The 21,219-nt window shown below is 71.2% G+C and carries 22 protein-coding genes; 12 read left to right on the forward strand and 10 right to left on the reverse strand.

Annotated features, from left to right (window positions below; translation table 11 throughout):
• The first annotated feature begins 8 nt into the window (after window positions 1-8).
• The 5 genes from KBX71_RS27345 (at window position 9) to KBX71_RS27365 (ending at window position 5,513) form a co-directional block, all read left to right on the forward strand.
• A complete protein-coding gene (locus tag KBX71_RS27345) occupies window positions 9-1,763 on the forward strand; it encodes a DEDD exonuclease domain-containing protein (RefSeq protein WP_210820654.1) in 1,755 nt (584 codons plus the stop codon).
• 128 nt (window positions 1,764-1,891) lie between these two features.
• Window positions 1,892-3,685 (forward strand): bifunctional (p)ppGpp synthetase/guanosine-3',5'-bis(diphosphate) 3'-pyrophosphohydrolase, encoded by a 1,794-nt coding sequence (locus KBX71_RS27350; protein ID WP_210820709.1) that lies wholly within the window; start codon window positions 1,892-1,894, stop codon window positions 3,683-3,685.
• Between the two features lie 52 nt (window positions 3,686-3,737).
• The gene (locus tag KBX71_RS27355; protein WP_196925333.1) at window positions 3,738-4,280 is read left to right on the forward strand and encodes an NUDIX hydrolase; all 543 of its coding nucleotides are present in this window, start codon (window positions 3,738-3,740) and stop codon (window positions 4,278-4,280) included.
• Window positions 4,277-5,146 (forward strand): sugar phosphate nucleotidyltransferase, encoded by an 870-nt coding sequence (locus KBX71_RS27360; RefSeq protein WP_210820655.1) that lies wholly within the window; start codon window positions 4,277-4,279, stop codon window positions 5,144-5,146. The genes KBX71_RS27355 and KBX71_RS27360 overlap by 4 nt, the downstream gene beginning before the upstream one ends.
• Before the next feature lie 79 nt (window positions 5,147-5,225).
• The gene (locus KBX71_RS27365) at window positions 5,226-5,513 is read left to right on the forward strand and encodes an Lrp/AsnC family transcriptional regulator (RefSeq protein ID WP_074313163.1); all 288 of its coding nucleotides are present in this window, start codon (window positions 5,226-5,228) and stop codon (window positions 5,511-5,513) included.
• Between the two features lie 104 nt (window positions 5,514-5,617).
• Here the strand turns inward: KBX71_RS27365 and KBX71_RS27370 are convergent, their stop codons facing one another.
• The 5 genes from KBX71_RS27370 to KBX71_RS27390 all read right to left on the reverse strand — a co-directional run bounded on the left by KBX71_RS27370 (window position 5,618) and on the right by KBX71_RS27390 (window position 10,791).
• Window positions 5,618-6,310: a DUF4142 domain-containing protein gene (locus KBX71_RS27370; protein ID WP_124820709.1), complete on the reverse strand. Its 693-nt coding sequence runs from the start codon at window positions 6,308-6,310 to the stop codon at window positions 5,618-5,620.
• 193 nt (window positions 6,311-6,503) lie between these two features.
• Window positions 6,504-8,135 (reverse strand): ubiquinol-cytochrome c reductase cytochrome b subunit, encoded by a 1,632-nt coding sequence (locus KBX71_RS27375; RefSeq protein WP_210820656.1) that lies wholly within the window; start codon window positions 8,133-8,135, stop codon window positions 6,504-6,506.
• Window positions 8,132-9,220: a ubiquinol-cytochrome c reductase iron-sulfur subunit gene (locus tag KBX71_RS27380; protein WP_196925330.1), complete on the reverse strand. Its 1,089-nt coding sequence runs from the start codon at window positions 9,218-9,220 to the stop codon at window positions 8,132-8,134. The genes KBX71_RS27375 and KBX71_RS27380 overlap by 4 nt, the downstream gene beginning before the upstream one ends.
• Window positions 9,221-9,284: 64 nt before the next feature.
• Window positions 9,285-10,121, reverse strand: a complete 837-nt coding sequence (locus KBX71_RS27385; RefSeq protein ID WP_196925329.1) for a cytochrome c — start codon at window positions 10,119-10,121, stop codon at window positions 9,285-9,287.
• A gap of 70 nt (window positions 10,122-10,191) precedes the next feature.
• Entirely contained in the window at window positions 10,192-10,791 is a 600-nt protein-coding gene (locus KBX71_RS27390) for a heme-copper oxidase subunit III (protein ID WP_124820713.1), read from the reverse strand.
• Between the two features lie 108 nt (window positions 10,792-10,899).
• Here KBX71_RS27390 and KBX71_RS27395 point away from each other — a divergent pair, with 108 nt between their 5' ends.
• The 4 genes from KBX71_RS27395 (at window position 10,900) to KBX71_RS27410 (ending at window position 13,820) form a co-directional block, all read left to right on the forward strand.
• Window positions 10,900-11,820, forward strand: a complete 921-nt coding sequence (locus tag KBX71_RS27395; RefSeq protein ID WP_374102650.1) for a cytochrome c oxidase assembly protein — start codon at window positions 10,900-10,902, stop codon at window positions 11,818-11,820.
• Between the two features lie 106 nt (window positions 11,821-11,926).
• Entirely contained in the window at window positions 11,927-12,322 is a 396-nt protein-coding gene (locus KBX71_RS27400) for a hypothetical protein (protein WP_145779657.1), read from the forward strand.
• Between the two features lie 92 nt (window positions 12,323-12,414).
• Window positions 12,415-13,458, forward strand: coding sequence for an anthranilate phosphoribosyltransferase (gene trpD / locus KBX71_RS27405; protein ID WP_210820657.1), 1,044 nt, complete (start codon window positions 12,415-12,417; stop codon window positions 13,456-13,458).
• Between the two features lie 158 nt (window positions 13,459-13,616).
• Window positions 13,617-13,820: a hypothetical protein gene (locus KBX71_RS27410; RefSeq protein ID WP_210820658.1), complete on the forward strand. Its 204-nt coding sequence runs from the start codon at window positions 13,617-13,619 to the stop codon at window positions 13,818-13,820.
• A gap of 119 nt (window positions 13,821-13,939) precedes the next feature.
• Here KBX71_RS27410 and KBX71_RS27415 read toward each other — a convergent pair whose 3' ends face one another.
• On the reverse strand, window positions 13,940-14,365 hold the full coding sequence (locus KBX71_RS27415) for a cytochrome c oxidase subunit 4 (protein ID WP_196925324.1): 426 nt from the start codon (window positions 14,363-14,365) through the stop codon (window positions 13,940-13,942).
• 9 nt (window positions 14,366-14,374) lie between these two features.
• Window positions 14,375-15,346 carry a cytochrome c oxidase subunit II gene (coxB, locus tag KBX71_RS27420; protein ID WP_124820718.1) on the reverse strand — a complete coding sequence of 324 codons (972 nt, stop codon included), beginning with the start codon at window positions 15,344-15,346 and terminating at the stop codon, window positions 14,375-14,377.
• Window positions 15,347-15,576: 230 nt separating this feature from the next.
• Between coxB and KBX71_RS27425 the strand changes: the two genes are divergently transcribed.
• Window positions 15,577-16,728, forward strand: coding sequence for an aminotransferase class V-fold PLP-dependent enzyme (locus tag KBX71_RS27425; protein ID WP_210820659.1), 1,152 nt, complete (start codon window positions 15,577-15,579; stop codon window positions 16,726-16,728).
• Window positions 16,725-16,958, forward strand: coding sequence for a sulfurtransferase TusA family protein (locus KBX71_RS27430; RefSeq protein WP_124820720.1), 234 nt, complete (start codon window positions 16,725-16,727; stop codon window positions 16,956-16,958). Before KBX71_RS27425 ends, KBX71_RS27430 begins: the two co-directional genes overlap by 4 nt.
• Window positions 16,959-17,062: 104 nt before the next feature.
• Here KBX71_RS27430 and KBX71_RS27435 read toward each other — a convergent pair whose 3' ends face one another.
• From KBX71_RS27435 to KBX71_RS27445, 3 genes are all read right to left on the reverse strand, one after another.
• On the reverse strand, window positions 17,063-18,043 hold the full coding sequence (locus KBX71_RS27435) for a carbohydrate kinase family protein (RefSeq protein ID WP_210820660.1): 981 nt from the start codon (window positions 18,041-18,043) through the stop codon (window positions 17,063-17,065).
• 197 nt (window positions 18,044-18,240) lie between these two features.
• Window positions 18,241-18,609 carry an iron-sulfur cluster insertion protein ErpA gene (gene erpA, locus KBX71_RS27440; RefSeq protein ID WP_124774267.1) on the reverse strand — a complete coding sequence of 123 codons (369 nt, stop codon included), beginning with the start codon at window positions 18,607-18,609 and terminating at the stop codon, window positions 18,241-18,243.
• Between the two features lie 180 nt (window positions 18,610-18,789).
• Window positions 18,790-19,929, reverse strand: coding sequence for a glycerate kinase (locus KBX71_RS27445; RefSeq protein WP_210820662.1), 1,140 nt, complete (start codon window positions 19,927-19,929; stop codon window positions 18,790-18,792).
• A gap of 68 nt (window positions 19,930-19,997) precedes the next feature.
• Here KBX71_RS27445 and nadA point away from each other — a divergent pair, with 68 nt between their 5' ends.
• Complete coding sequence (gene nadA / locus KBX71_RS27450; RefSeq protein WP_210820663.1) at window positions 19,998-21,197, forward strand: quinolinate synthase NadA; 1,200 nt, start codon at window positions 19,998-20,000, stop codon at window positions 21,195-21,197.
• The last annotated feature ends 22 nt before the right edge of the window (window positions 21,198-21,219 follow it).

Below are 21,219 nucleotides of genomic sequence, written 5' to 3' on the forward strand. Positions count from 1 at the left end.
TGCCGCCGATGGCACAGGCGGAGTACGTCCAGGAGTCACTGGCCGGTCTCGACCCGGCGGTGGGCGGGGTGGACCCGGCGCTGCCGCTCTACGCGACGACCTTCGTGGTGGTCGACCTGGAGACCACCGGCGGGGCACCGGACGGCGGCGGCATCACCGAGATCGGCGCGGTCAAGGTGCGCGGTGGCGAGCAGTTGGGGGTGTTGGCGACCCTGGTCAACCCCGGGCAGCCGATTCCGCCCTTCATCACCGTGCTGACCGGCATCACCCAGGCCATGCTGGTGCCGGCGCCACCGATCGAGCAGGTGCTGCCGAGCTTCCTGGAGTTCATCGACGACGCGGTGCTGGTGGCCCACAACGCCCCGTACGACGTGGGCTTCCTCAAGGCCGCCTGCGCGAAGCTCGGCTACCGCTGGCCCAACCCCCGGGTACTGGACACGGCCGCGCTCGCCCGCCGGGTGCTGACCCGCGACGAGGTGCCCAACCGCAAGCTGGGCACCCTGGCCGCCTACTTCCGCACCGCCACCCAGCCCACGCACCGGGCGCTGGACGACGCGAAGGCCACAGTCGACGTGCTGCACGGGCTGATCGGTCGGCTCGGCGGGCACCGGGTGGACACTGTCGGCGACGCCATCGAGTTCGCCCGCGCGGTCACCCCTACCCAGCGCCGCAAGCGGCACCTGGCCGAGGGGCTGCCCAGGGTCCCCGGGGTCTACATCTTCCGGGCCGCCGACGACCGGCCGCTCTACGTGGGCACCTCCGTCGACATCGCCACCCGGGTGCGCAGCTACTTCACCGCCGGCGAGAAGCGCGCCCGGATCTCCGAGATGCTGGGCGCGGCCGAACGGGTCGAGGCGGTGGAGTGCGCCCACTCGTTGGAGGCGGAGGTCCGTGAGCTGCGGTTGATCGCCGCCCACGCCCCGCCGTACAACCGCCGGTCCAAATACCCGGAACGGATGGTCTGGCTGAAGCTGACCGACGGTCCGTACCCTCGGCTGTCGATCGTCCGCGATCTCTCCCCCACGGACACCGCGTACCTCGGGCCGTTCACCTCCCGGCGCGCCGCCGAGCTGGCCGCCGCCGGTTTCCACGACGCGGTGCCGCTGCGCCAGTGCACGCACCGGCTCTCGCTGCGCACCGTCACGCCGGCCTGCGCGCTGGCCGAGCTGGGTCGCTGCCCGGCGCCCTGCGAGCACAAGATCACCCCCGAGGAGTACGACGACAGCGCCGCCGCGCCCTTCCGCACCGCGACGGCCAGCGACCCCCAGCCGGTGGTGGACGCGCTCCTCGCGCGGATCGACGCGCTCTCCCGCGACCAGCGCTACGAGGAGGCCGCCGTGGTGCGGTCCCGGCTGGCCGCCGTGCTGCGGGCCACCGTGCGGATGCAGCGGCTGGCCGCGCTGACCGGGATCGTCGAGCTGGCCGCGGCCCGGCCGGCCGCCCGGGGCGGCTGGGAGTTGGCGCTGGTCCGGCACGGCCGGCTGGCCGGCGCGGGGGTGTCCCCGCCGGGCGTACACCCGCGTCCCACGTTGACCACGATCCGGGCCACCGCGGAGACGGTGTCGGGCGGGCACGGTCCGGTGCCGGCCGCCACCGCCGAGGAGTCCGAGCGGATCCTGTCCTGGTTGGAGCGACCGGAGACCCGACTCGTCGAAATGTCCTCCGGTTGGTCCTCTCCGGCGAGTGGCGCGGGTCGGTTCCGTGACCTGCTGGCGAAGGCCGAGGGCGGCGCGTCCCACCAACTCTCGACCGAACGCTCATGACCAACTGACCGATCGGACTACGTCGGCTCGCTTAGGCTGTTAGAGAAGTGCAGTCCTGCCCGATTCGTGGGCCTGCTCCCGCCGCCGGGGTTCCGGCGACGCGGAGCCGGGGTGAGGAGGTGTCCCTCGTGGACGTCGACGCCGGACACGGCGCCGCCCTGGGGGGCGCCCTGCCGACACAGCCAGGTGAGCTGCCGCTCGCCCGCCGGCTACGGTCGTTGCTCAGTTGGCCGACCACCGACTCCGACCCGGTCACCCAGCTGGTCCGCACCCACCGGGGCATCCACGCCGGCACCGACCCCGCGGTGCTGCGCCGTGCCTACACGATCGCGGAGAACATGCACCGCGGGCAGTTCCGCAAGAGCGGGGAACCGTACATCACCCATCCCCTCGCGGTGGCGCAGATCTGCGCCGAGCTGGGAATGGACGCCACCACCCTGGTCGCGGCGCTGCTGCACGACACCGTGGAGGACACCCGCTACACCCTCCAGGCGCTCTCCGAGGATTTCGGCGGCGAGGTGGCCCACCTGGTCGACGGGGTGACCAAGTTCGACAAGGCGTTCTACGGCAAGGCCGCCGAGGCGGAGACGATCCGCAAGATGATCGTCGCGGCCGCCAAGGACGTCCGGGTGCTGATCATCAAGCTCGCCGACCGGCTGCACAACATGCGCACGCTCGGGGTGCGCTCCGCGTCGTCGCGGGAACGGATCGCCCGCAAGACCCAGGAGGTGCTGGTCCCACTCTGTGACCGGCTGGGCATCCAGACCCTCAAGCGCGAGCTGGACGACGTGGTGCTGCTGCACCTTGAGCCCGACGAGCATGCCCGACTGGCCCGGCACGTGCACGACCGGCCGGGCTGGGACTCGTACCTCGACTCGGTGGTCACCCAAGCCCGGGTGGCGCTGCGCCGCAGCCGGGTCGACGCCGAGGTGAGCCCTCGTCCCCGGCACCTCTACTCGATCTGGAAGGACACCATCGCCGGCGGCCACACGGCCCCGTACGACCTGCCCCGCATCGTGGTGGTGGTCGACGGCCCGGCCACCGACTGTTACGCCGCGCTCGGCGCGATCCACGGCACCTGGCGACCGGTGGCCGGCCGTTTCAAGGACTTCATCGCGTCACCGAAGAACAACCTCTACCGCTCGCTGCACACAAGCGTCTGCGGCCCGCAGGACCGCACTGTGGAGGTGCTGATCCGCACCCAGGAGATGCACCGCTCGGCCGAGTACGGCATCGCCGCCGACTTCCGTTTCCCCCGCTCGGGCAGCAGCAGCGCCGCGGCCCGCGCCGAGCAGTTGGACTGGCTGCGCCGGGTGCTCGACTGGGAGCCGGACGCCGCCGACCCGGCACAGTTCCTCGAGTCGCTACGCTGCGACCTCGCCGAGGGGCAGATCCAGGTCTTCTCCGACGGGCGGCAGGTCGTGCTGCCCGCCGGTGCCACACCTGTCGACCTGGCGTACGAGCTGGGCAACGACCGGGGCGACCGCTGCCTCGCCGCACGCATCAACGGTCGGCTGGCCCCGCTCAGCTCCGAGCTGGACGAGGGCGACGTGGTGGAGATCTTCACCGAGAACGACGGCGACAACGGCTTCGAGGCAGGTGTGGCGCCGCGCGGTCCCCGCCGGGAGTGGCTGACCTTCGTCAAGTCGCCGCACGCGCAGATGCAGATCAACAGGTGGTTCGCCGAGCACACCGAGCCGGGCATCACGATCAGCGACAAGGTGCGCCTCGGTCGGGCCACCATCGGGCTCGCCCTGCGCCAGCACAACCGGGGCCTCGCCAGTGACCTGCCACTGCTGCGCCTCTCCGAGGAGTTGGGCTACCCCGACCTGGAGACCCTGCTGGTCGCGGTCTTCGACCGGGTGATCGAACCGGACACCGTGGTCCGCCAGCTCATCGACCTGGTCGACCATCGACAGTGACCCTGGCGGCCCAGCGCGTCCGAGGGACATTCGCGACCACTAGCCTGGAGCCATGATCCCCCGTTCCCGCGCAACCGGTCGGGCCGTCTTCTACCAGGCTTTCTACCGGCTGCCGCTGCCGGTGCGTCGGCGCCTGGTCAAGCTGGCGATGCCCAAGTACATCGTCGGCGCGGTCACCCTGGTCCGCGATTCCGAGGCGACGGGCGCGGGCCGGCTGCTGATGCTGCGCCAACCGCCAGGCAAGGGCTGGTCGCTGCCCGCCGGTCTCCTGGATCGGGGCGAGCCCCCGGTGGTGGGTGCGGCCCGCGAGCTGTTCGAGGAATCCGGCGTCCGACTCCCCCCGTCCCGGTTACGCCCGGCGGTGCCGAACGCGATCGTGCACGCCAAGGGCTGGGTGGACATGGTCTTCGAGACCGAGGTGCCCGCGTCCGACACCAAGCTGGCGGTCGACGGCGCGGAGGTCTTCGAGGCCGCGTGGCACCCCCTGGACGACCTGCCCAAGCTGACCTGGCCGACCGCCCGGCTGCTCGCCTACTACGACATCGGGCCGCTGGCCGGGCAGTTCCCGCCCCCGATCCCCGACGACCTGCCATGACCGACGGGGCCTCCGCGCCGGCCGAGTTGTGCGCGGTGGTGCTCGCCGCCGGCGAGGGCACCCGGTTGCGCCCGCTCACCGAACGGGTGCCCAAGGCGCTCTGCCCGGTCGGCAACGTGCCCCTGCTGGATCGGGCGTTGGCGCGGCTGGCCGGCCTGGGGCTGACCGGTCCCGACCGGGTCGCAGTGAACGCCTGCTACCTCGGCGACCAGGTGGTGGCGCACGTCGGTGACCGCGCGCACCTGTCGGTGGAGCCGGGCGACCCGCTGGGCACCGCGGGTGGGGTGGCCAACCTGCGGGACTGGATCGACGGACGGCCGGTGCTGGTCGGCAACGCCGACGCGTACCTCGCCGACCCGGCTGCTCCCCCGGGCCCGGACGTGGCCGCCCTGCTCGACGGCTGGGACGGGCGAAGCGTACGCCTGCTCGGCCAGCCGGCCGCGGACCCGGCGGCGCCGGGAACCTTCGCCGGGCACTGCTTCACCGGCTTCTCGCTGCTGCCGTGGCGGCTGGTCCGGGACCTGCCGGTCGTCTTCTCGGACCTGGTCCGCGCCGTGTGGCGGCCGGCCGAGGCCGCGGGCGCCCTGACGGTGGCGCCCTACCCGGGCACCTTCTTCGACACCGGCACCCCGGCCGACTACCTGGCGGCCAACCTGCACGCCGCGTCCGGGGGCACTCTCGTCGAGGAGTCCGCGACGGTGACCGGCCGTTGCGTGGAGTCGGTCGTCGGCGCGGGGGCGCGGGTGGACGGCGACGTGTTCCGCACTGTGGTGTGGCCGGGCGCGACAGTACGCGCCGGCGAGCGGTTGCGGAACGTGATCCGGGCCGGGAACGACCTGACCGTGCCCTGCCCCGCCCAGGGCTGAGCCCCGTCGGCTCCCGCCTCCGGTCTCGGGCCGAAACATCTAGCATGGGCGACGACGCCGACGAACGGAGAAATGCCCCGTGATCACCGCGATCGTGCTGATCGACTGCGCCACCGATGCGATCCCCGAGGTGGCGGAGAACCTGGCCAACCTTCCCGGTGTCAGCGAGGTCTACTCGGTGGCCGGGCACGTCGACCTCATCGCCATCGTCCGGGTCCGCGAGTTCGACCAGATCGCCCAGGTCATCGCAGGCAGCATCTCCAAGGTCCCGGGCGTGCTCAACACCGAGTCGCACATCGCCTTCCGGGCGTACTCCCAGCACGACCTGGAGGAGGCGTTCGCGATCGGCCTGGCCAGCGCCGACTGACCCGCCCGCCGTTTCGGGGTCCGTGCCGGCCCCACGGCGGCGCCTGACGCGCACAGGGCGGCCGGTCCACCACGTGGGTGGACCGGCCGTCTGCTGTGGCTACGTCAGCTCTCGCTGGGAGCCGGCACCTCGGTGGTGCCGCCGCCCGGAGCCGGGGACTCGGTGCTGCCGCCGCCCGGAGCCGGCGACTCGGTGCCGGTGCCGCCCGGAGCCGGCGACTCAGTGCCGGTGCCGCCCGGGCTGGGCGTACCGCTGGCGCTGGTCTGCGGAACCGGGATGCCCAACTTGTTGGCGAGCGCCACCAACTCGTCGTAGTGCGTCTGCAGCGTCGGAAGCGCCGTCTGCGCCAACTGGACCACCGACTGCTCGGAGCCCTGCGAGATCTCCGTCTGGGTGGCCTGGATGGCCTGGACGTGACCGGCCAGCTCACTTGTCACCCAGAGCCGGTCGAACTCCGCGCCACTGGCGTTGTTCAGCTTGTCGATGACCGCCTGCTGATCGGCGCTGGGCTCGTTCGGCAGTTCCACCCCGAGCTGTGAAGCGGTCTGCTGCACCGTCTGGTCCAGCTGGGTGTGGTCGGTCTTCAGCATCGCGCCCAGGTCCTTGACCCCCTGGTCCTGACCCTTCTGCTGGGCCAGGTCACCAGCGGTGATCTCGAACAGGTTGACCTGGTGTACCGCCTGCAGGTACTGGGTGTCCTGCGTCGACGGCTGTGCCGCGGCCTGCGCGGCCGCAGCCGGCGCGACACCGACAAGTACCAGCGCGGCCAACAGGCCGAGGCGTTTGATACCCAACATGCTTCCCCCCCTTGAGACGTTGGACCGCACGGATACCCGGCTCACCGGGGTTATTCCTGCGATCGCCCGTCGCGCGGGGGTCGACCGGTCCCGCCGTGACCGTCCGACTCCTGGTCGGATGGGCGGGGGGTGTGGAAACGACGTGGCGCCCGCCGGAATCCGGCGGGCGCCACGTAACGGTGTGACTGGGCGGTCAGCGGCGGCTCTCGCCGCTGCCGATCTCCTCGCGCTCGGGTCGGGCCTCGACCGGCGGGTGCCCCGGCGAGACCGGCGCCTCGACCGGCCTCTCGATCGGGTAGAAGAAGCCCCGGATGGCCGGGCCGAGGGCCCCCAGCCGGTTCATCTTCTTGGGCACGACCCAGCCGACGTAGTCCAGCTGGCCGTGACCGTCCGCGTGCCCGTTGGACGCGCTGAGCGGCTGGTGCACCTCGACGAACCGGCCATCCGGCATGCGCCGGATGATGCCGGTCTCCACACCGTGGGCGAGCACCTCCCGGTCGTGCTGCTGCAGACCCAGGCAGAGCCGGTAGGTGACGTAGTACGCCAGTGGCGGGACCACCAGCAGGCCGATCCGGCCCGCCCAGGTCATCGCGTTCAAACTGATCTGGAACTTGTCCGCGATCACGTCGTTGGCGCCGGAGAGCGTCAGCACGATGTAGAACGAGACGGCCATGGCGCCGACGGCGGTCCGGGCCGGAGCATCCCGGGGACGCTCGAGCAGGTTGTGGCTCTTGCGGTCCTTGAGGTGCCGGGCTTCCAGGAACGGGTACATCGTCGACAGGCCCACCAGGATGCCCGGCAGCACGACAGTCGGCCAGAACAGCGGCGGGATGACGTACCCGTCGCCGATCGGGATGGGAATCTCCCAGGCCGGCATGAGTCGGGTCGACCCGTCGAGGAACATGACGTACCAGTCGGGCTGGCTGGCGGCCGAAACCACCCACGCCTCGTACGGGCCGAACAGCCAGATCGGGTTGATCTGGAACAGACCGCCCATCAGCGCGATGACGCCGAAGACGACCATGAAGAAGCCGCCCTGCTTCAGCGCGTACCGGGGGAACATCCGCTCGCCGACCACGTTGTTGTTGGTCCGGCCGGGGCCGGGCCACTGGGTGTGCTTCTGCTTGAAGACCAGGCCCAGGTGGACGCTGATCAGCGCGACCAGCAGACCCGGGATGAGCAGCACGTGGGCGATGAAGAACCGGCTGATGATGATCGTGCCCGGGAACTCGCCGCCGAAGACCGACGAGGTGACCCAGGAGCCGATCACCGGGATGGACAGCATGATCGCCGAGGCGATCCGCAGGCCGGTGCCGGAGAGGCCGTCGTCCGGCAGCGAGTAGCCGGTGAAGCCGGCCAGGAAGCCGACCCAGAACAGCAGCGAACCGATGATCCAGTTGGTCTCACGCGGCTTGCGGAAGGCGCCGGTGAAGAAGACCCGGAGCATGTGCACGACGATCGCGGCCATGAACAGCAGCGCCGCCCAGTGGTGCATCTGCCGCATCACCAGACCGCCGCGGACGTCGAACGAGATGTCCAGGCTGGAGGCGTACGCGGCGGACATCGGCGTGCCCTGCAACGGCGCGTAGCTGCCGTCGTAGACCACCTCGGTCATCGCCGGCTCGAAGAAGAAGGTGAGGAACACACCGGTCAACAGCAGCACGATGAACGAGAACAGCGCGATCTCGCCGAGCAGGAAGGACCAGTGGTCCGGGAAGACCTTGTTCAGTAGCTTGCGCAGCGGGGTGGCCACCGCGAAGCGGTCGTCCACTCCCACCGCCGCCTTGCCCGGCGTCGCCGCAAGGTCAAACTTTCGACGCTTCATGGCCGCTCCCAGAAATCAGGCCCGACGGTCTCGGTGTAGTCGGACTTCGCCACGAAGAAGCCCTCGGAGTCCACCTCGATCGGCAGCTGCGGCAGCCGCCGGCTGGCGGGGCCGAAGATGGGCCGGGCGTTGTCGGTGATCAGGAACTGGGACTGGTGGCACGGGCAGAGCAGCCGGTTGGTCTGCTGCTCGTACAGGCTGGCCGGGCATCCCGCGTGCGTGCAGATCTTGGAGAACGCCGCGTAGTTGCCCCACATGTAGTCACCGTGGCCGACCCGCTCGTTGGCCCGGCGCGACTCCTGCGCGTCGGAGTCGCGGAGGTGGATCAGCAGCGTCGGCGAGTCGGCGTGCTTGTTGCTCACGCCGTGGTCGATGCCGGGGAAGACGGTCAGCTGCCCACCGGTGCTGATGTCCGCCGGGCGGATCGGCCGGCCGTCCTCGCGGACCAGGCGGATCCGCTGGCCGCCCTCGGGCATGGCGAACCCGGTGGTGAACATCTGGTTGTTCTTGTGCGGCTGCGAGATCAGCCCGCCGACCAGCGGTGCCGCGGCGACCGCGGCGACCGGCGCGAGACCGGCCAGCAGCGAGATGCCGAGCAGCGGGCGACGCTTCACGCCCAGCTCGTCCGCCATGTAGAGCATGGTCTGGCCGGTGATCGTGCGGCCTTCGGAGTCCACCTGGCCCTCGTGCCGGTCCTGGATCGAGACCTCCTTGGGCAGCAACTTCTTGCCCCAGGTCAGGATGCCGAAGCCGACGGCGAGCAGCGCCACGCCGAGGGTGAAGCCGAGCAGCGGGGTGTAGAACTTGTCGCCACCCCGGCCCGCCTCGTACTGCCACGGCCACCAGATGTAGATGGCCAGGAAGGCGGTCGCGGCCAGGCCGGTGATCAGGAAGAAGCCGGCGACCACCCGGGTCAGCCGACGCTCCGCCTTGGTGCCCGGCAGCACCTGCGGCTCGTAGTGGACGATCTCGATGTCGTCCCTGCGCGCGCCCTCACGAACGATGTCGAACCGGGTCAGCTTGGGGTCGTTCACGTCGAGCGGCTCCTGACCCTGCGGGGCCGGGTGCTCGGTGTGGGTGCTCATGCCGTCACCTCGCTACGGGTGGCGCCGAGCGGCACCACGGCACTGAATCGGATGCCCTGCTCGATCACGACTTACCCGCAATCCACAGGCTAGCGAAGACGAGCGCCACGATGCCAACCAGGAAGATCGCCAGGCCCTCGGTGGACGGGCCGTACCGCCCGAGGTTCAACCCGCCCGGGTCCTGGTCGTGCTTCAGCGTCTCCTGGATGTAGGCGATGATGTCGGCCTTCTGCTCCGGCCGGAGCTGGTTGTCGCCGAACACCGGCATGTTCTGCGGGCCGCTCAACATCGCCGCGTAGATCTGGCGGTCGGTCGCGGGGTGCAGGCTCGGGGCGAACTTGCCCGAGGAGAGCGCGCCGCCACCGCCACCGAAGGCGTGGCACTGCGAGCAGTTGATCCGGAACAGCTCGCCGCCGGACGCGATGTTGCCGTCCTCGCGGAGGTCGTCGCCCTCGGGCACGACCGGGCCGCCGCCCAGCTCCTGGATGTACTGCGCCAGTTGGCGGGTCTGCTCGTCGGTGAAGACCGGGGGCTTGCGGTGCGCCTGGGCCTCCTGGCGGGCCAGCGGCATCCGCCCGGAGCTGACCTGGAACTCGACAGATGCCGCGCCGACGCCGATCAGGCTCGGCCCGCGGCCCTCGACACCCTGGGCGTTGCGGCCGTGGCAGGTCACGCAGCTCACGTCGAACAGCGCCTTGCCCTCTGCGGCGGCGCCGGTCAGCTGCGGGTTGTCCTGCGCCTGGGCGCCCGGAGCGAAGACGGTGTATGCGCCGCCGGCGAGCATCAGCGCGGCGATCAGCCGGACCGCGGCGCCCAGCCGGCGGCGGCCCCTGCTGCGCGCGGCGGGCCGCTCACGCAACCGCGCGAGCAGACCGCGTCGGCGGTCGTTGTCAGAAGTCATGAGCGGTGTCCTTAACCGGTTGGACCTGTCTCAGGGGACGGAGCAGCAGCGCGGAATGTGACGCGCAAGATCACTGGAGCCAGTAGATCATGGCGTACAGCCCGATCCACACGACGTCGACGAAGTGCCAGTAGTACGACACGACGATCGCCGACGTCGCCTGCGCCGGAGTGAACCGGCCCATGGTCGTACGGACCATGAAGATGATGAAGGCGATCAGACCGCCGGTCACGTGCAGGCCGTGGAAGCCGGTGGTCAGGTAGAACACCGACCCGTACCCGTCTCCGTTGATCTTGATGCCGTCCTCGACCAGGTGCCGGTACTCGTTCAGCTGACCGAGGACGAAGATCAGGCCCATCACGAAGGTGACGGTGAACCAGCGCCGCAGCGCGTGCACGTCACCCTTCTCCGCCGCGAAGACGCCGAGCTGGCACGTCACCGAGGACAGCACCAGGATCACCGTGAAGGTGGTCGCGTACGGGATGTTCAGCGCCTCGGTGTGCTTCTCCCACTGCTCCGGCGCAGCCGCGCGGATCGAGAAGTACATCGCGAACAGCGCCGCGAAGAACATGAGTTCGCTGGAGAGCCACACGATCGTCCCGACGCTGACCATGTTCGGTCGGGTCAGAGAGTGGATCCGGCTCTTGTCAATGGCTGGGGCCGCAGTCACGCCGTCATTATTGCCCCTGACCGGGGCCGGCGATCAGCGGGGTGGCAAACCTGCGCCTTCCGTGGCCCGGCCGTCAAGGTCCGGTTCGCCTGGCCTAGCCTGAAAAGCGTGCTGCACGTCGATCCGATCTTCGCCGCCACCTCGGCCCCGCCGCCGTTCACCGTCGGCGCGGTGCTGACCGAGACCCGGCTGGACAGCTGGCTGGCCCTCGGCCTGGTGCTCGCCGCCGGCCTGTACCTCTACGGGGTGTACCGGCTGCGACTGCGGGGCGACCGCTGGCCGATCGCCCGTACCGTGTTCTTCCTCGGCCCCGGGCTGGGCGGCATCGCGCTGGTCACGGTCAGCGGGCTGCACGCCTACGACACCGCGCTGCTGTCGGTGCACATGGTCCAGCACATGGTGCTCGCCATGGTGGCGCCGATCTTCCTGGCGCTGGGCGCGCCGATGACGCTGGCTCTGCGCACCCTGCCGGCCAGCCCACGCAAGCGCCTCCTGGCGATCGTGCACAGTCGGGTCGCCCGGGTCTACAGCTTCCCGCTCGTGGCGTTCGCCATCTTCGTGGTCAACCCGTTCGCGCTGTACTTCAGTGATCTCTACCGCTACACCCTGGAACACGCTTGGGCGCACGAGCTGATGCACGCTCACTTCATCATGACCGGCTGCGTGTTCTTCTGGCCGCTACTCGGCCTCGACCCGCTGCCCGGCCGCTGGCCGTACCCGGCGCGCGCGCTGCTGATGCTGCTCTCCGTGCCGTTCCACACCGTGCTCGGGCTCACCGTGATGCAGAGCACCACGCTTCTCGGCGGCGACTGGTATCCATCGCTCAACCTGAGCTGGGCCGACCCCAAGGCCGACCAGGTGGTCGCCGGCGGCATCCTCTGGGCCGGCGGCGAGTTCGTCAGTGTGACCATGCTCGCGGTGCTGGTCGTGCAGTGGGTCAAGCAGTCCGAGCGGGAGGCCCGCCGGGTGGACCGCGAGCTGGACCGTCAGGAGGCCCGCGAGCGCGCCGCCGACGCCGCGCCCGCCTGAGCTGCCCGGACGGTACGCCCCGACCCGCGACCCGGGCGGGATGTCGGCTACGTCACGCCGACCGGTACGATCTGCGAGCAGCTACGAGGTGGGAGTCAGTGCAGCCATGAGCGATCGTCTGTGCACCGTCTTGCTCTACAGCGACGACCCGCAGGTCCGTGATCGGATGCGGATGGCCGTCGGCACCCGGCCCGCGCCCGGTCTGCAGATCGAGTTCGTCGACGCGTCGACCTACGCGGAGACCATCCGGCTGGTCGACGACTACGAGATCGACCTGCTGCTGCTCGACGGTGAGGCGAGCCCGGGCGGCGGCATCGGCATCGCCCGGCAGATCAAGGACGACCGGGACGACGCTCCCCCGACCTGCCTGGTGATCGCCCGCGCCGCCGACCGATGGCTCGCCGCGTACGCCGAGGTCGACGCGACGCTCGTGCACCCGCTCGACCCGGTGACCACCGGCGGCACGGTGGCCGAGCTGCTGCGGACGCACGCACCCGCCTGACGTCCCACGCTCCTCCGGCACCCCCCATGGCGCCGGATCTCCTCGGCGCCGGTTCCAGCCCACCCGCACTTCGCATGCTCGGGAGGCCCGCCATGGGCGATCGGACCTGGCCGCACCTGCTCAACGCGCTGCTGCGCGGTGACGAACTCTCCACCGCCGACACCGCCTGGGCGATGGACGAGATCATGACCGGCTCGGCGAGCGCGGCACAGATCGCCGCGTTCGCCGTGGCGCTGCGGGCCAAGGGGGAAACCCCCGCGGAACTGGCCGGCCTGGTGGAGGCGATGCTGGGTCGCGCGGTCCCGGTGGCGCTCCCCGAGGAGCTGCGCCGCACTGCGCTCGACGTGGTCGGCACCGGCGGTGACCTCGCCCACACGGTCAACATCTCCACGATGACGGCGCTGGTGGTCGCCGGCACCGGCGTCCGGGTCGTGAAGCATGGCAACCGGGCCGCCTCCTCCCTGTGCGGCACCGCCGACCTGCTGGAGTTCCTCGGCATCCCGCTGGATCTCGGCCCGGAGCAGGTCGCCCGCTGTGTCGAGGAGGCCGGCATCGGGTTCTGCTTCGCGGCCCGGTTCCACCCGGGGATGCGGCACGCGGGCCCGGTCCGCCGCGAGGTGGGGGTGCCCACCTTCTTCAACTTCCTCGGCCCGCTGACCAACCCGGCCCGCCCCATGGCCGGCGCGGTCGGCTGCTTCGACCTCCGGATGGCCCCGGTGATGGCCAGCGTGTTCGCGGCTCGTGGCGACTCGGCGATCGTGATGCGCGGCGAGGACGGGCTGGACGAGTTCACCACCGCCGCGCCGACCCGGGTCTGGGCGGCTCAGGGCGGCACCGTGCGCGAGGCAGTGCTGGACGCGACGGACCTGGGGGTGCCCCGGTCCACCATCGCGGACCTGCGCGGCGGTGACGCCGCGTACAACGCGGGTGTGGCCCGTCGCCTGCTGGTCGGCGAGACGGGCCCGGTGCGGGACGCGGTGCTGGTCAACGCGGCGGCGGCGCTGGCCACACAGGGCCCACTGGACGGCGACCTGACCGAGGCGCTGCGTGCCGGCCTGGCCCGCGCGGCCCAGTCGATCGACTCCGGCTCGGCCGCCTCGACCCTGGACCGCTGGATCGAGACCGCCAACGCCTGACCGCACCACCACCGCCACCGGACGCCGGCGAGCGGACGACGGTGCGCGGAGATTTGTCGGACCCGTCTGGGAAACTACAGCTGAGTAGTTCTCTGCTGCCGTCGGTGCGTCACTGTCGCATCCGGGGGCGGTTCGCCTGGTATCGAGAGGAGACGCCCGTGTCGCATCGCGAGCTCTACTGCGACGTCTGCGAGGGCGTGGCGCTGTTCGAAGCGCCGCCCTGCGTCGACGGCCACGGCACCGACTGTCCAGAGCTGATCTGCACCGACTGCGGCGCCGCCGTGGTGGTCAGCGCGTTCGCCTTCCCGGTCACCCGGCTGGCCGACCGCCGCCGCCAGCCCGCCCGCCGCCGCGCAGCCTGACCCCGGCGCCACCCGACCACCGCTTCGCCGACCGGCCGGCACCGTGACCGAAGGCCCGCTCCCCCACTCGGGGAACGGGCCTTCGTCGTAAGGGGTCGGTCGCGACGGCGACCGGGGTGTCAGTGCTCGGCGGTACGCCGGGTGCCGCTGTAGTACTCGAACAGGAGCCCACAGGCGGCGAAGACAACGGCCAGCAGGCCGGCACCGATCAGCCAGAACTGCCAGAACACCATGCCGAGCGCGGCGATCGCGGCGGCCAGCGCCAGACCGAACGGCCAGTAGCTGCCCGGGCTGAAGAAGCCGACCTCACCGGCGCCGTCCGCGATCTCGGCATCCGGACGGTCTTCCGGGCGCAGGTCGATCCGGCGGGAGACGAACCAGAAGAAGCCACCGCACATCGAGCAGAGCAGGAACGACAGCAGCAGGGCGACGGTGCCGACCCACTCGACGCCGCCCGACTCGCCGTGCGTCCACGCCCCGTAGAGGATGGTGGCACCGAAGAGGAACCCGGCGATGATCAGGAAGATACGCCACTCGGTCTTCATGCCGCTGCCTCAGCTTCCGGTGCGGGCCGGAACTTTGTCCGGGTTGAAGTTGTCCTGCGTCCGCCGCGTGTCGAACGGCTGCGTGGTCGTCGCGTACGGCTGCTCACCGATCGCGGACAGCGCGTCCTGGGTCGACTTGCCGCTCTGCTTGGCCGCGAGGAACTGGTCGTACTTCTCCGGCGAGACCACCCGCAGCTCGAAGTTCATGAACGCGTGGTAGCTGCCGCACAGCTCGGCGCAGCGCCCGACGTAGGCACCCTCGGCGTCCAGGCTGGAAACCTCGAACACGTTGCGGATCTTGCCCGGCATGACGTCCCGCTTGAAGAGCAGCTCCGGCACCCAGAACGAGTGGATGACGTCGCGGCTGGTCTCCTCGAACCGGATGGACCGGTTGGTCGGCAGCACCAGCACCGGGATGACCTCACTGGTGCCGAGCGTCGACGCGGTGGTGCGGGCTTCCGTGCCCTGGCCGTCGCGGTAGTTGAACTGCCAGTTCCACTTGAACGCGACGACCTCGACAGTGACGTCCGGGTTCTTCGACAACTTGTCGACGTCGGTCTGCACGATCGCCGTGTAGTAGAAGAGCACGGAGACGATCAGGATCGGCGCGATGGTGTAGAGGAACTCCATCGGCATGTTGTAGCGGGTCTGCACCGGCAGTGCGTTACCACGCTTGCGGTAACGCACGACGCACCAGAAGATCAGGCCCCACACGAAGACGCCGACCGCGAGCGCGGCGATGCAGGAGGCGATCCACAGGTCGTACATCCGCTTGGACTCCGGCGAGATGCCGCCCTGCGGCCAACCGAAGCCGTGGAACGTCTGACCGACGTCACAGCCCGTGAGCAGAACCAGCAACGCCACGCCACCGAGACCGAGCCCGGCCAGGCGACCAGCACCACGCCCCCGGCGTCCACCAACCCCTGGGGAAGCGCTGTGCCGTACGGCCGACGGCCGTACCTCCGAACTCCTTGCGACCACCTGGTCCTGCCTCCCTAGCGCGCCGCGGTGCGTCCTTCGTCAGCACCGGCGGCAAAGGCGTCACCGACGGTCGCAGATTACTCGACCATGACGGACTCGGCCGTGGTGGGGTCACTGTCCGACCCCCATCGGGGGGATCCTAGGCATACCGCCGCGATAGCGTTGCAACCTGTGAGTGCGAGGAGTGAGCCGGGGTTGCGAGCCCCGCAGCCGCGAACGAAGGCGGGTCTGTGAGTGCATCCCCGGTCTACCTGGACGCGGCGACCGCCGCGCCGACGCATCCGGTCGCGCGGCAGGCGCTGCTGGCCGCGTTCGACGACGGCTGGGCCGACCCGGGCAAGCTGTACACGCAGGCCCGCCGGGCCCGGCAACTGCTGGACGCCGCCCGCGAGGCCACCGCGCTGACGCTCGGCGTCCGCGCCGATGAGGTGTCCTTCACCCCCAGCGGTACGACCGCAGCCCACGGCGCGGTGCTCGGGGGCCTGGCGGGGCGGCGGCGGGTCGGGTCGACGCTTGTGCACTCGGCGATCGAGCACTCGGCGGTGCTGCACGCGGCGGAACGGCACGTCGGCGCGGGCGGGAGCGCCACCGCGGTGCCGGTCGACCGGTCGGGCCGACTGGACCTGACCGCGTGGTCGACAGCCGTTCGGGCCCCGGGGGTCGCGCTGGCCGCGTTGATCACCGCGAGTCACGAGGTGGGGACGGTGCAGCCGGTCGCCGAGGCGGCGGCCGCGTGCTCCGACGTGGGTGTGCCGCTGTACGTGGACGCGGCGCAGTCGGTGGGCCGGGTGCCCCTGCCGGCCGGTTGGTCGGTGCTCACGGCGAGCGCCCACAAGTGGGGCGGGCCACCCGGGGTGGGGGTGCTGGCGGTCCGCAAGGGCACTCGCTGGGAGTCACCCTGGCCGGCCGACGAGCGGGAGAGCGGACGTACCCCCGGGGTGGTGAACCTGCCCGCGGTCGTGGCGGCGGCGGCGAGCCTGCGCGCGGCGGCGGCCGACGCGGCGGCCGAGGCGACCCGGCTGGCCGCCCTGGTGGACCGGATCCGGGAGCGGGTCGCGGCCGAGGTGCCCGACGTGGAGGTGGTCGGCGACCCGGTGCTCCGGCTCCCCCACCTGGTCACCTTCTCCTGCCTGTACGTCGACGGGGAGGCGCTGCTGCACGCACTGGACCGGCGGGGCTTCGCTGTTTCGTCCGGCTCGTCCTGCACCTCGTCCACGTTGCGTCCGTCGCACGTGCTGGAGGCGATGGGGGTGCTCTCGCACGGCAACGTGCGGGTCAGCCTGCACCGGGAGACGACCGAGGCGGACGTGGAGCGGTTCCTGACCGAGTTGCCCGGGATCGTCGCCGGGCTGCGCGCCGAGGCCGGGGTGGTGGGGCTGTGACGATGCCGGACGAGGTGATCGACTGTCGGGGGCAACGCTGCCCGCTGCCCGTGATCGCGGCGGCGCGACGGATGCCCGAGGTGCCGGTCGGCACTGTGGTCCGGGTGCTGGCCGACGATCCGGCGGCGGCTGTCGACATCCCCGCCTGGTGCCGGATGCGCGGCCAGGAGTTCCTAGGCTCGGTAAATGGCCCCGAAGGCCCCGCCTACGACGTCCGCCGCACCCACTAACCCCCCGTTCACCCCGCGATCTTGCAGTTTCTGCGCGGACAAAGGCGTGCAGAAGCCGCAAAACAGCGACAGAAAGTGCAAGATCGCCGGGGTGGGGTGGGGAACTACGCCGGGAGGAGGTGGGGGCGGACCTCTTCTGCCGCGGCGTCGCCGTAGGACTCGACCAGGCGCTTGACGAACAGGTCGCGGCGGACGTCGTACTCCTGGGTGCCGACGGTTTCCAGGACCAACGTGGCCAGCAGCGAGCCGACCTGCGCGGCGCGTTCCAGGCCGAGGCCCCAGGAGAGCGCGGTGAAGAAGCCGGCCCGGAAGCCGTCGCCGACGCCGGTCGGGTCGACCGCCCGGATCTCCCGTGCGATCGGTACGTGGATCGGGTCGATGCCACGTCCGGCGATCTCCACGCCGTGCTTGCCCAGCGTGGTGACCCGCACCTTGACCAGGTCCAGCAGTTGGTCGTCGCTCAGCTGCGCCTTGCTCTGCAACAGCGACTTCTCGTAGTCGTTGGTCATCAGGTACTCGGCGCCCTCGATCAGCGCCACCACGTCCTCGCCGGGCATCCGGGCGAGCTGCTGGGACGGGTCGGCGGCGAAGGCGTACCCGCGGGTGCGGCACTCGGCCGAGTGACGCAGCATCGCCTCCGGGTCGTTCGCGCCGACCAGCACCAGGTCCAGACCGCCGAGCCGGTCGGCGACCGGCGCCAGCTCGATGTTGCGGGCCTCGCTCATCGCACCGGCGTAGAACGACGCGATCTGGCACATGTCGGTGTCGGTGGTGCAGACGAAGCGGGCGGTGTGCGCCACCTCGCTGATGTGCACCGAGTCGCAGTCCACCCCGTGGCGCTCCAGCCAGGAGCGGTAGTCGGCGAAGTCGGCGCCGACCGCGCCGAGCAGCACCGGGCGCAGCCCGAGCTGACCCATCCCGAAGGAGATGTTCGCCGCCACGCCGCCGCGGCGGAGCACCAGGTCGTCCACCAGGAAGGAGAGGGACACCTTGTGCAGTTGATCGGCGATGAGCTGGTCGGCGAAGCGACCGGGGAAGCTCATCAGGTGATCGGTGGCGATCGAGCCGGTGACGGCGATCTTCATGTCAACCCTCGGGGTCGGGAGCAGGGCGCGGTCAGCCTACCGGGACGGCAACCCGATGGTCACCGCTCGGTCGGACAACGGCAACCAGCCCGCCACGGCACCCTTGGGACCGCTCCCGGGCCGCTGCGACCGCCGACCGGAACGGCGATGGGGCCGTTCCGAAGAACGGCCCCATCGTCGCTGGTGTGTGGTGTGACTCAGTTGAACGAGTCACCGCAGGCGCAGGAGCTGCCCGCGTTGGGGTTGTCGATGGTGAAGCCCTGGGCGTCGATCCGGTCGGCGAAGTCGATCGTCGCGCCGGAAAGGTACGGGGCGCTCATCCGGTCGACGACGACCCCGACACCGCCGAAGTCGGTCACGACGTCACCGTCGAGCGAACGCTCGTCGAAGAAGAGCTGGTACCGCAGGCCGGAGCAGCCGCCCGGCTGCACGGCGACGCGGAGCCGCAGGTCGTCGCGGCCCTCCTGCTCGATCAGGGCCTTGACCTTCTGCGCCGCGACGTCGGTGAGGACGACGGAAGTAGGGGCCTGGGCCTCGGTCGACTCGGTCTGCGCTGGCGTGGTCACGTGGAAGTCTCCCTGCGCGGTTTGGGTCCGGACGCACTGGCCAACGTCGCGCGCCGCCCAGTGATTCCCGGTTGTGGTCCTCAGCCGATCGTACGCCGCCTTGGCCGCGCTCACCCGCGTGGCGTGACCCCCGCCCCAGGTCGGCCCCAGTGGCGGCAGGCACACGGGCGGTCGGGACGCTCAGCGGCTCCACTGCCGGGCCAGCCGGACGCCCAGTTCGCGCAGCCCCTCCGCGGGCCGGCTCAGCGCGGCGTCGAGCCCGCCGCTCTCCTCGCCGCCGAAGTGCTCCACCAGGCTGTACGCGTCGGTCACCCCGGCCGAGGCGGCCTCCCGCCGGCCGGTGCTGACCTGCCCGGCCACCACCACGCAGGGGACTCCCCGGTCGCGGGCGCCGCCGGCCACCCCGGCGACGACCTTGCCGCGCAGCGACTGGTGGTCGAACGACCCCTCCCCGGTGATCACCAGGTCGGCGGTGTCCAACGCGGCGTCGAGTCGGGTGGCCCGGGTGACCAGGCCGATCCCCGACTCGCAGTCGCCGCCCAGGGCGAGCAGCGCCGCCCCGATGCCGCCGGCCGCCCCGCCTCCGGGCAGCGTGCCGAGCCCCGCCGGGCAACCGGCCAGGTCCCGTTCCAGCACCGCCGCGAAACGCTCCAGTGCCGCGTCGAGCAGCAGCACGTCAGCGCGGTCGGCGCCCTTCTGCGGGCCGAACACGTTGCTCGCACCGTGCAGCCCGAGCAGGGGGTTGTCCACGTCGGTGGCCGCGACCAGCCGGACGCCACGCAGCCGCGGCGCACCGTCCAGCGCGTCGACCGCAGCGAGCGCCGCCCCGCCGTACGGTAGCGCCGCCCCGCCCTGGTCGAGGGGGGTCACGCCCAGCGCGGCGAGCATTCCGCCGCCGGCGTCGTTGGTGCCGGAGCCGCCCAGCCCGATCACCACCGTGCGGGCGCCGCTCTCCACCGCGGCGGCCACCAGCAGACCCAGCCCGTACGAGGTGGTGGTCTTCGGGTCGCGCTCGGCGGCGGAGAGCAGGTGCAGGCCGCACGCCTGCGCGCTCTCCAGATAGGCGGTCGCGCCGTCGGCGGTGAGCAGGATCTCACCGGCCGCCGGCCGGCCCAGCGGATCGACAGTCGGCACCGGCACCCGCCGACCGCCGAGGGCTTCGGCGAGCACCTCCACGAAGCCCGGCCCGCCGTCGGCGAGCGGCCGGATCAGCAGATCGTCGCCGTCGGTGACGGTGCGCCAACCGGCGGCGACCGCGGCGGCCACCTCAGGTGCGGACAGGGTGCCGGCGAACTTGTCCGGGCAGAGCAGCACGCGCATGCCGAGCAGTGTGGCAGCCCACACCGAGCGGAGCTGCGTCGCGCTCCTGCTGTGGGACCATGGGCTACGTGACTTCGACCTGGGTGGAACCCTCCAACACGGCGACGGCTCTGCTGCTGCTCGGCCGGGGCAGCGACCCCGACACCGAGCGCGGCGTCGAGTGTCCGGGCGACCTGCCGGCGCCCAGCGATCCGGATCTGGTGGCCCGCGCCACCGCCGCGAAGGCGAAGCTCGGCAGCAGGGTCTTCGTGCTGGGGCACCACTACCAACGCGACGAGGTGATCCAGTTCGCCGACGTGACCGGCGACTCGTTCAAGCTCGCCCGGGAGGCCGCGGCCCGCCCGGACGCGGAGTACATCGTCTTCTGCGGCGTGCACTTCATGGCCGAGAGCGCCGACATCCTCACCACCGACACCCAGCGGGTGATCCTGCCCGACCTCGCGGCGGGTTGCTCGATGGCCGACATGGCGGTCCTGGGCCAGGTCGAGGCCGCGTGGGACACGCTGACCGAGCTGGGCATCGCCGGCGAGACCGTGCCGGTGACGTACATGAACTCCTCGGCCGACATCAAGGGTTTCGTGGGTCGCAACGGCGGCGTGGTCTGCACCTCGTCCAACGCCAAGCGCGCCCTGGACTGGGCCTTCGAGCAGGGGTCGAAGGTGTTCTTCCTGCCGGATCAGCACCTGGGCCGCAACACGGCGGTGCTGGAGATGGGCCTGTCGCTGGACGACTGCGTGCTCTACGACCCGCACAAGCCCGGCGGCGGGCTCACCCCGGAGCAGCTGCGCGACGCGAAGATGATCCTGTGGCGGGGGCACTGCTCGGTGCACGGCCGGTTCACGCTGGACAGCGTCAACGACATACGGGAGCGGGTGCCCGGGGTCAACGTCCTGGTTCACCCGGAGTGCCGGCACGAGGTGGTGACGGCCTCCGACTACGTCGGCTCCACCGAGTACATCATCAAGACGATCGAGGCGGCTCCGGCCGGCTCGGCGTGGGCGCTCGGCACCGAGCTGAACCTGGTCCGCCGGCTCGCGCTGGCGCACCCGGACAAGCAGATCATGTTCCTGGACAAGGCCGTCTGCTACTGCTCGACGATGAACCGGATCGATCTGCCGCACCTCGTCTGGGCACTGGAGGAGCTGGTCGCGGGCCGGGTCGCCAACCAGATCACGGTGGACGTGGACACCGCGCACCACGCCCGGGTCGCGCTGGATCAGATGCTCGCCCTGCCCGGTGCGGACACTCCGCCGCCGACGATGCCCTGATCACGATCCGTAGCGCTCTTGG

Origin of the sequence: Micromonospora sp. D93 (assembly GCF_018070365.1) — a bacterium.
Classification (GTDB): Bacteria; Actinomycetota; Actinomycetes; order Mycobacteriales; family Micromonosporaceae; genus Micromonospora; species Micromonospora ureilytica.

Coding starts and splice junctions, on each gene's coding strand:
- KBX71_RS27385 (WP_196925329.1), bottom strand. CDS start 10,121: ATGACTTCTGACAACGACCGCCGACGCGGTCTGCTCGCGCGGTTGCGT.
- KBX71_RS27370 (WP_124820709.1), bottom strand. CDS start 6,310: ATGTTGGGTATCAAACGCCTCGGCCTGTTGGCCGCGCTGGTACTTGTC.
- KBX71_RS27435 (WP_210820660.1), bottom strand. CDS start 18,043: ATGAAGATCGCCGTCACCGGCTCGATCGCCACCGATCACCTGATGAGC.
- KBX71_RS27400 (WP_145779657.1), top strand. CDS start 11,927: ATGAGCGATCGTCTGTGCACCGTCTTGCTCTACAGCGACGACCCGCAG.
- KBX71_RS27380 (WP_196925330.1), bottom strand. CDS start 9,220: ATGAGCACCCACACCGAGCACCCGGCCCCGCAGGGTCAGGAGCCGCTC.
- KBX71_RS27345 (WP_210820654.1), top strand. CDS start 9: ATGGCACAGGCGGAGTACGTCCAGGAGTCACTGGCCGGTCTCGACCCG.
- trpD (WP_210820657.1), top strand. CDS start 12,415: ATGGGCGATCGGACCTGGCCGCACCTGCTCAACGCGCTGCTGCGCGGT.
- KBX71_RS27375 (WP_210820656.1), bottom strand. CDS start 8,135: ATGAAGCGTCGAAAGTTTGACCTTGCGGCGACGCCGGGCAAGGCGGCG.
- KBX71_RS27445 (WP_210820662.1), bottom strand. CDS start 19,929: ATGCGCGTGCTGCTCTGCCCGGACAAGTTCGCCGGCACCCTGTCCGCA.
- KBX71_RS27415 (WP_196925324.1), bottom strand. CDS start 14,365: ATGAAGACCGAGTGGCGTATCTTCCTGATCATCGCCGGGTTCCTCTTC.
- KBX71_RS27360 (WP_210820655.1), top strand. CDS start 4,277: ATGACCGACGGGGCCTCCGCGCCGGCCGAGTTGTGCGCGGTGGTGCTC.
- KBX71_RS27355 (WP_196925333.1), top strand. CDS start 3,738: ATGATCCCCCGTTCCCGCGCAACCGGTCGGGCCGTCTTCTACCAGGCT.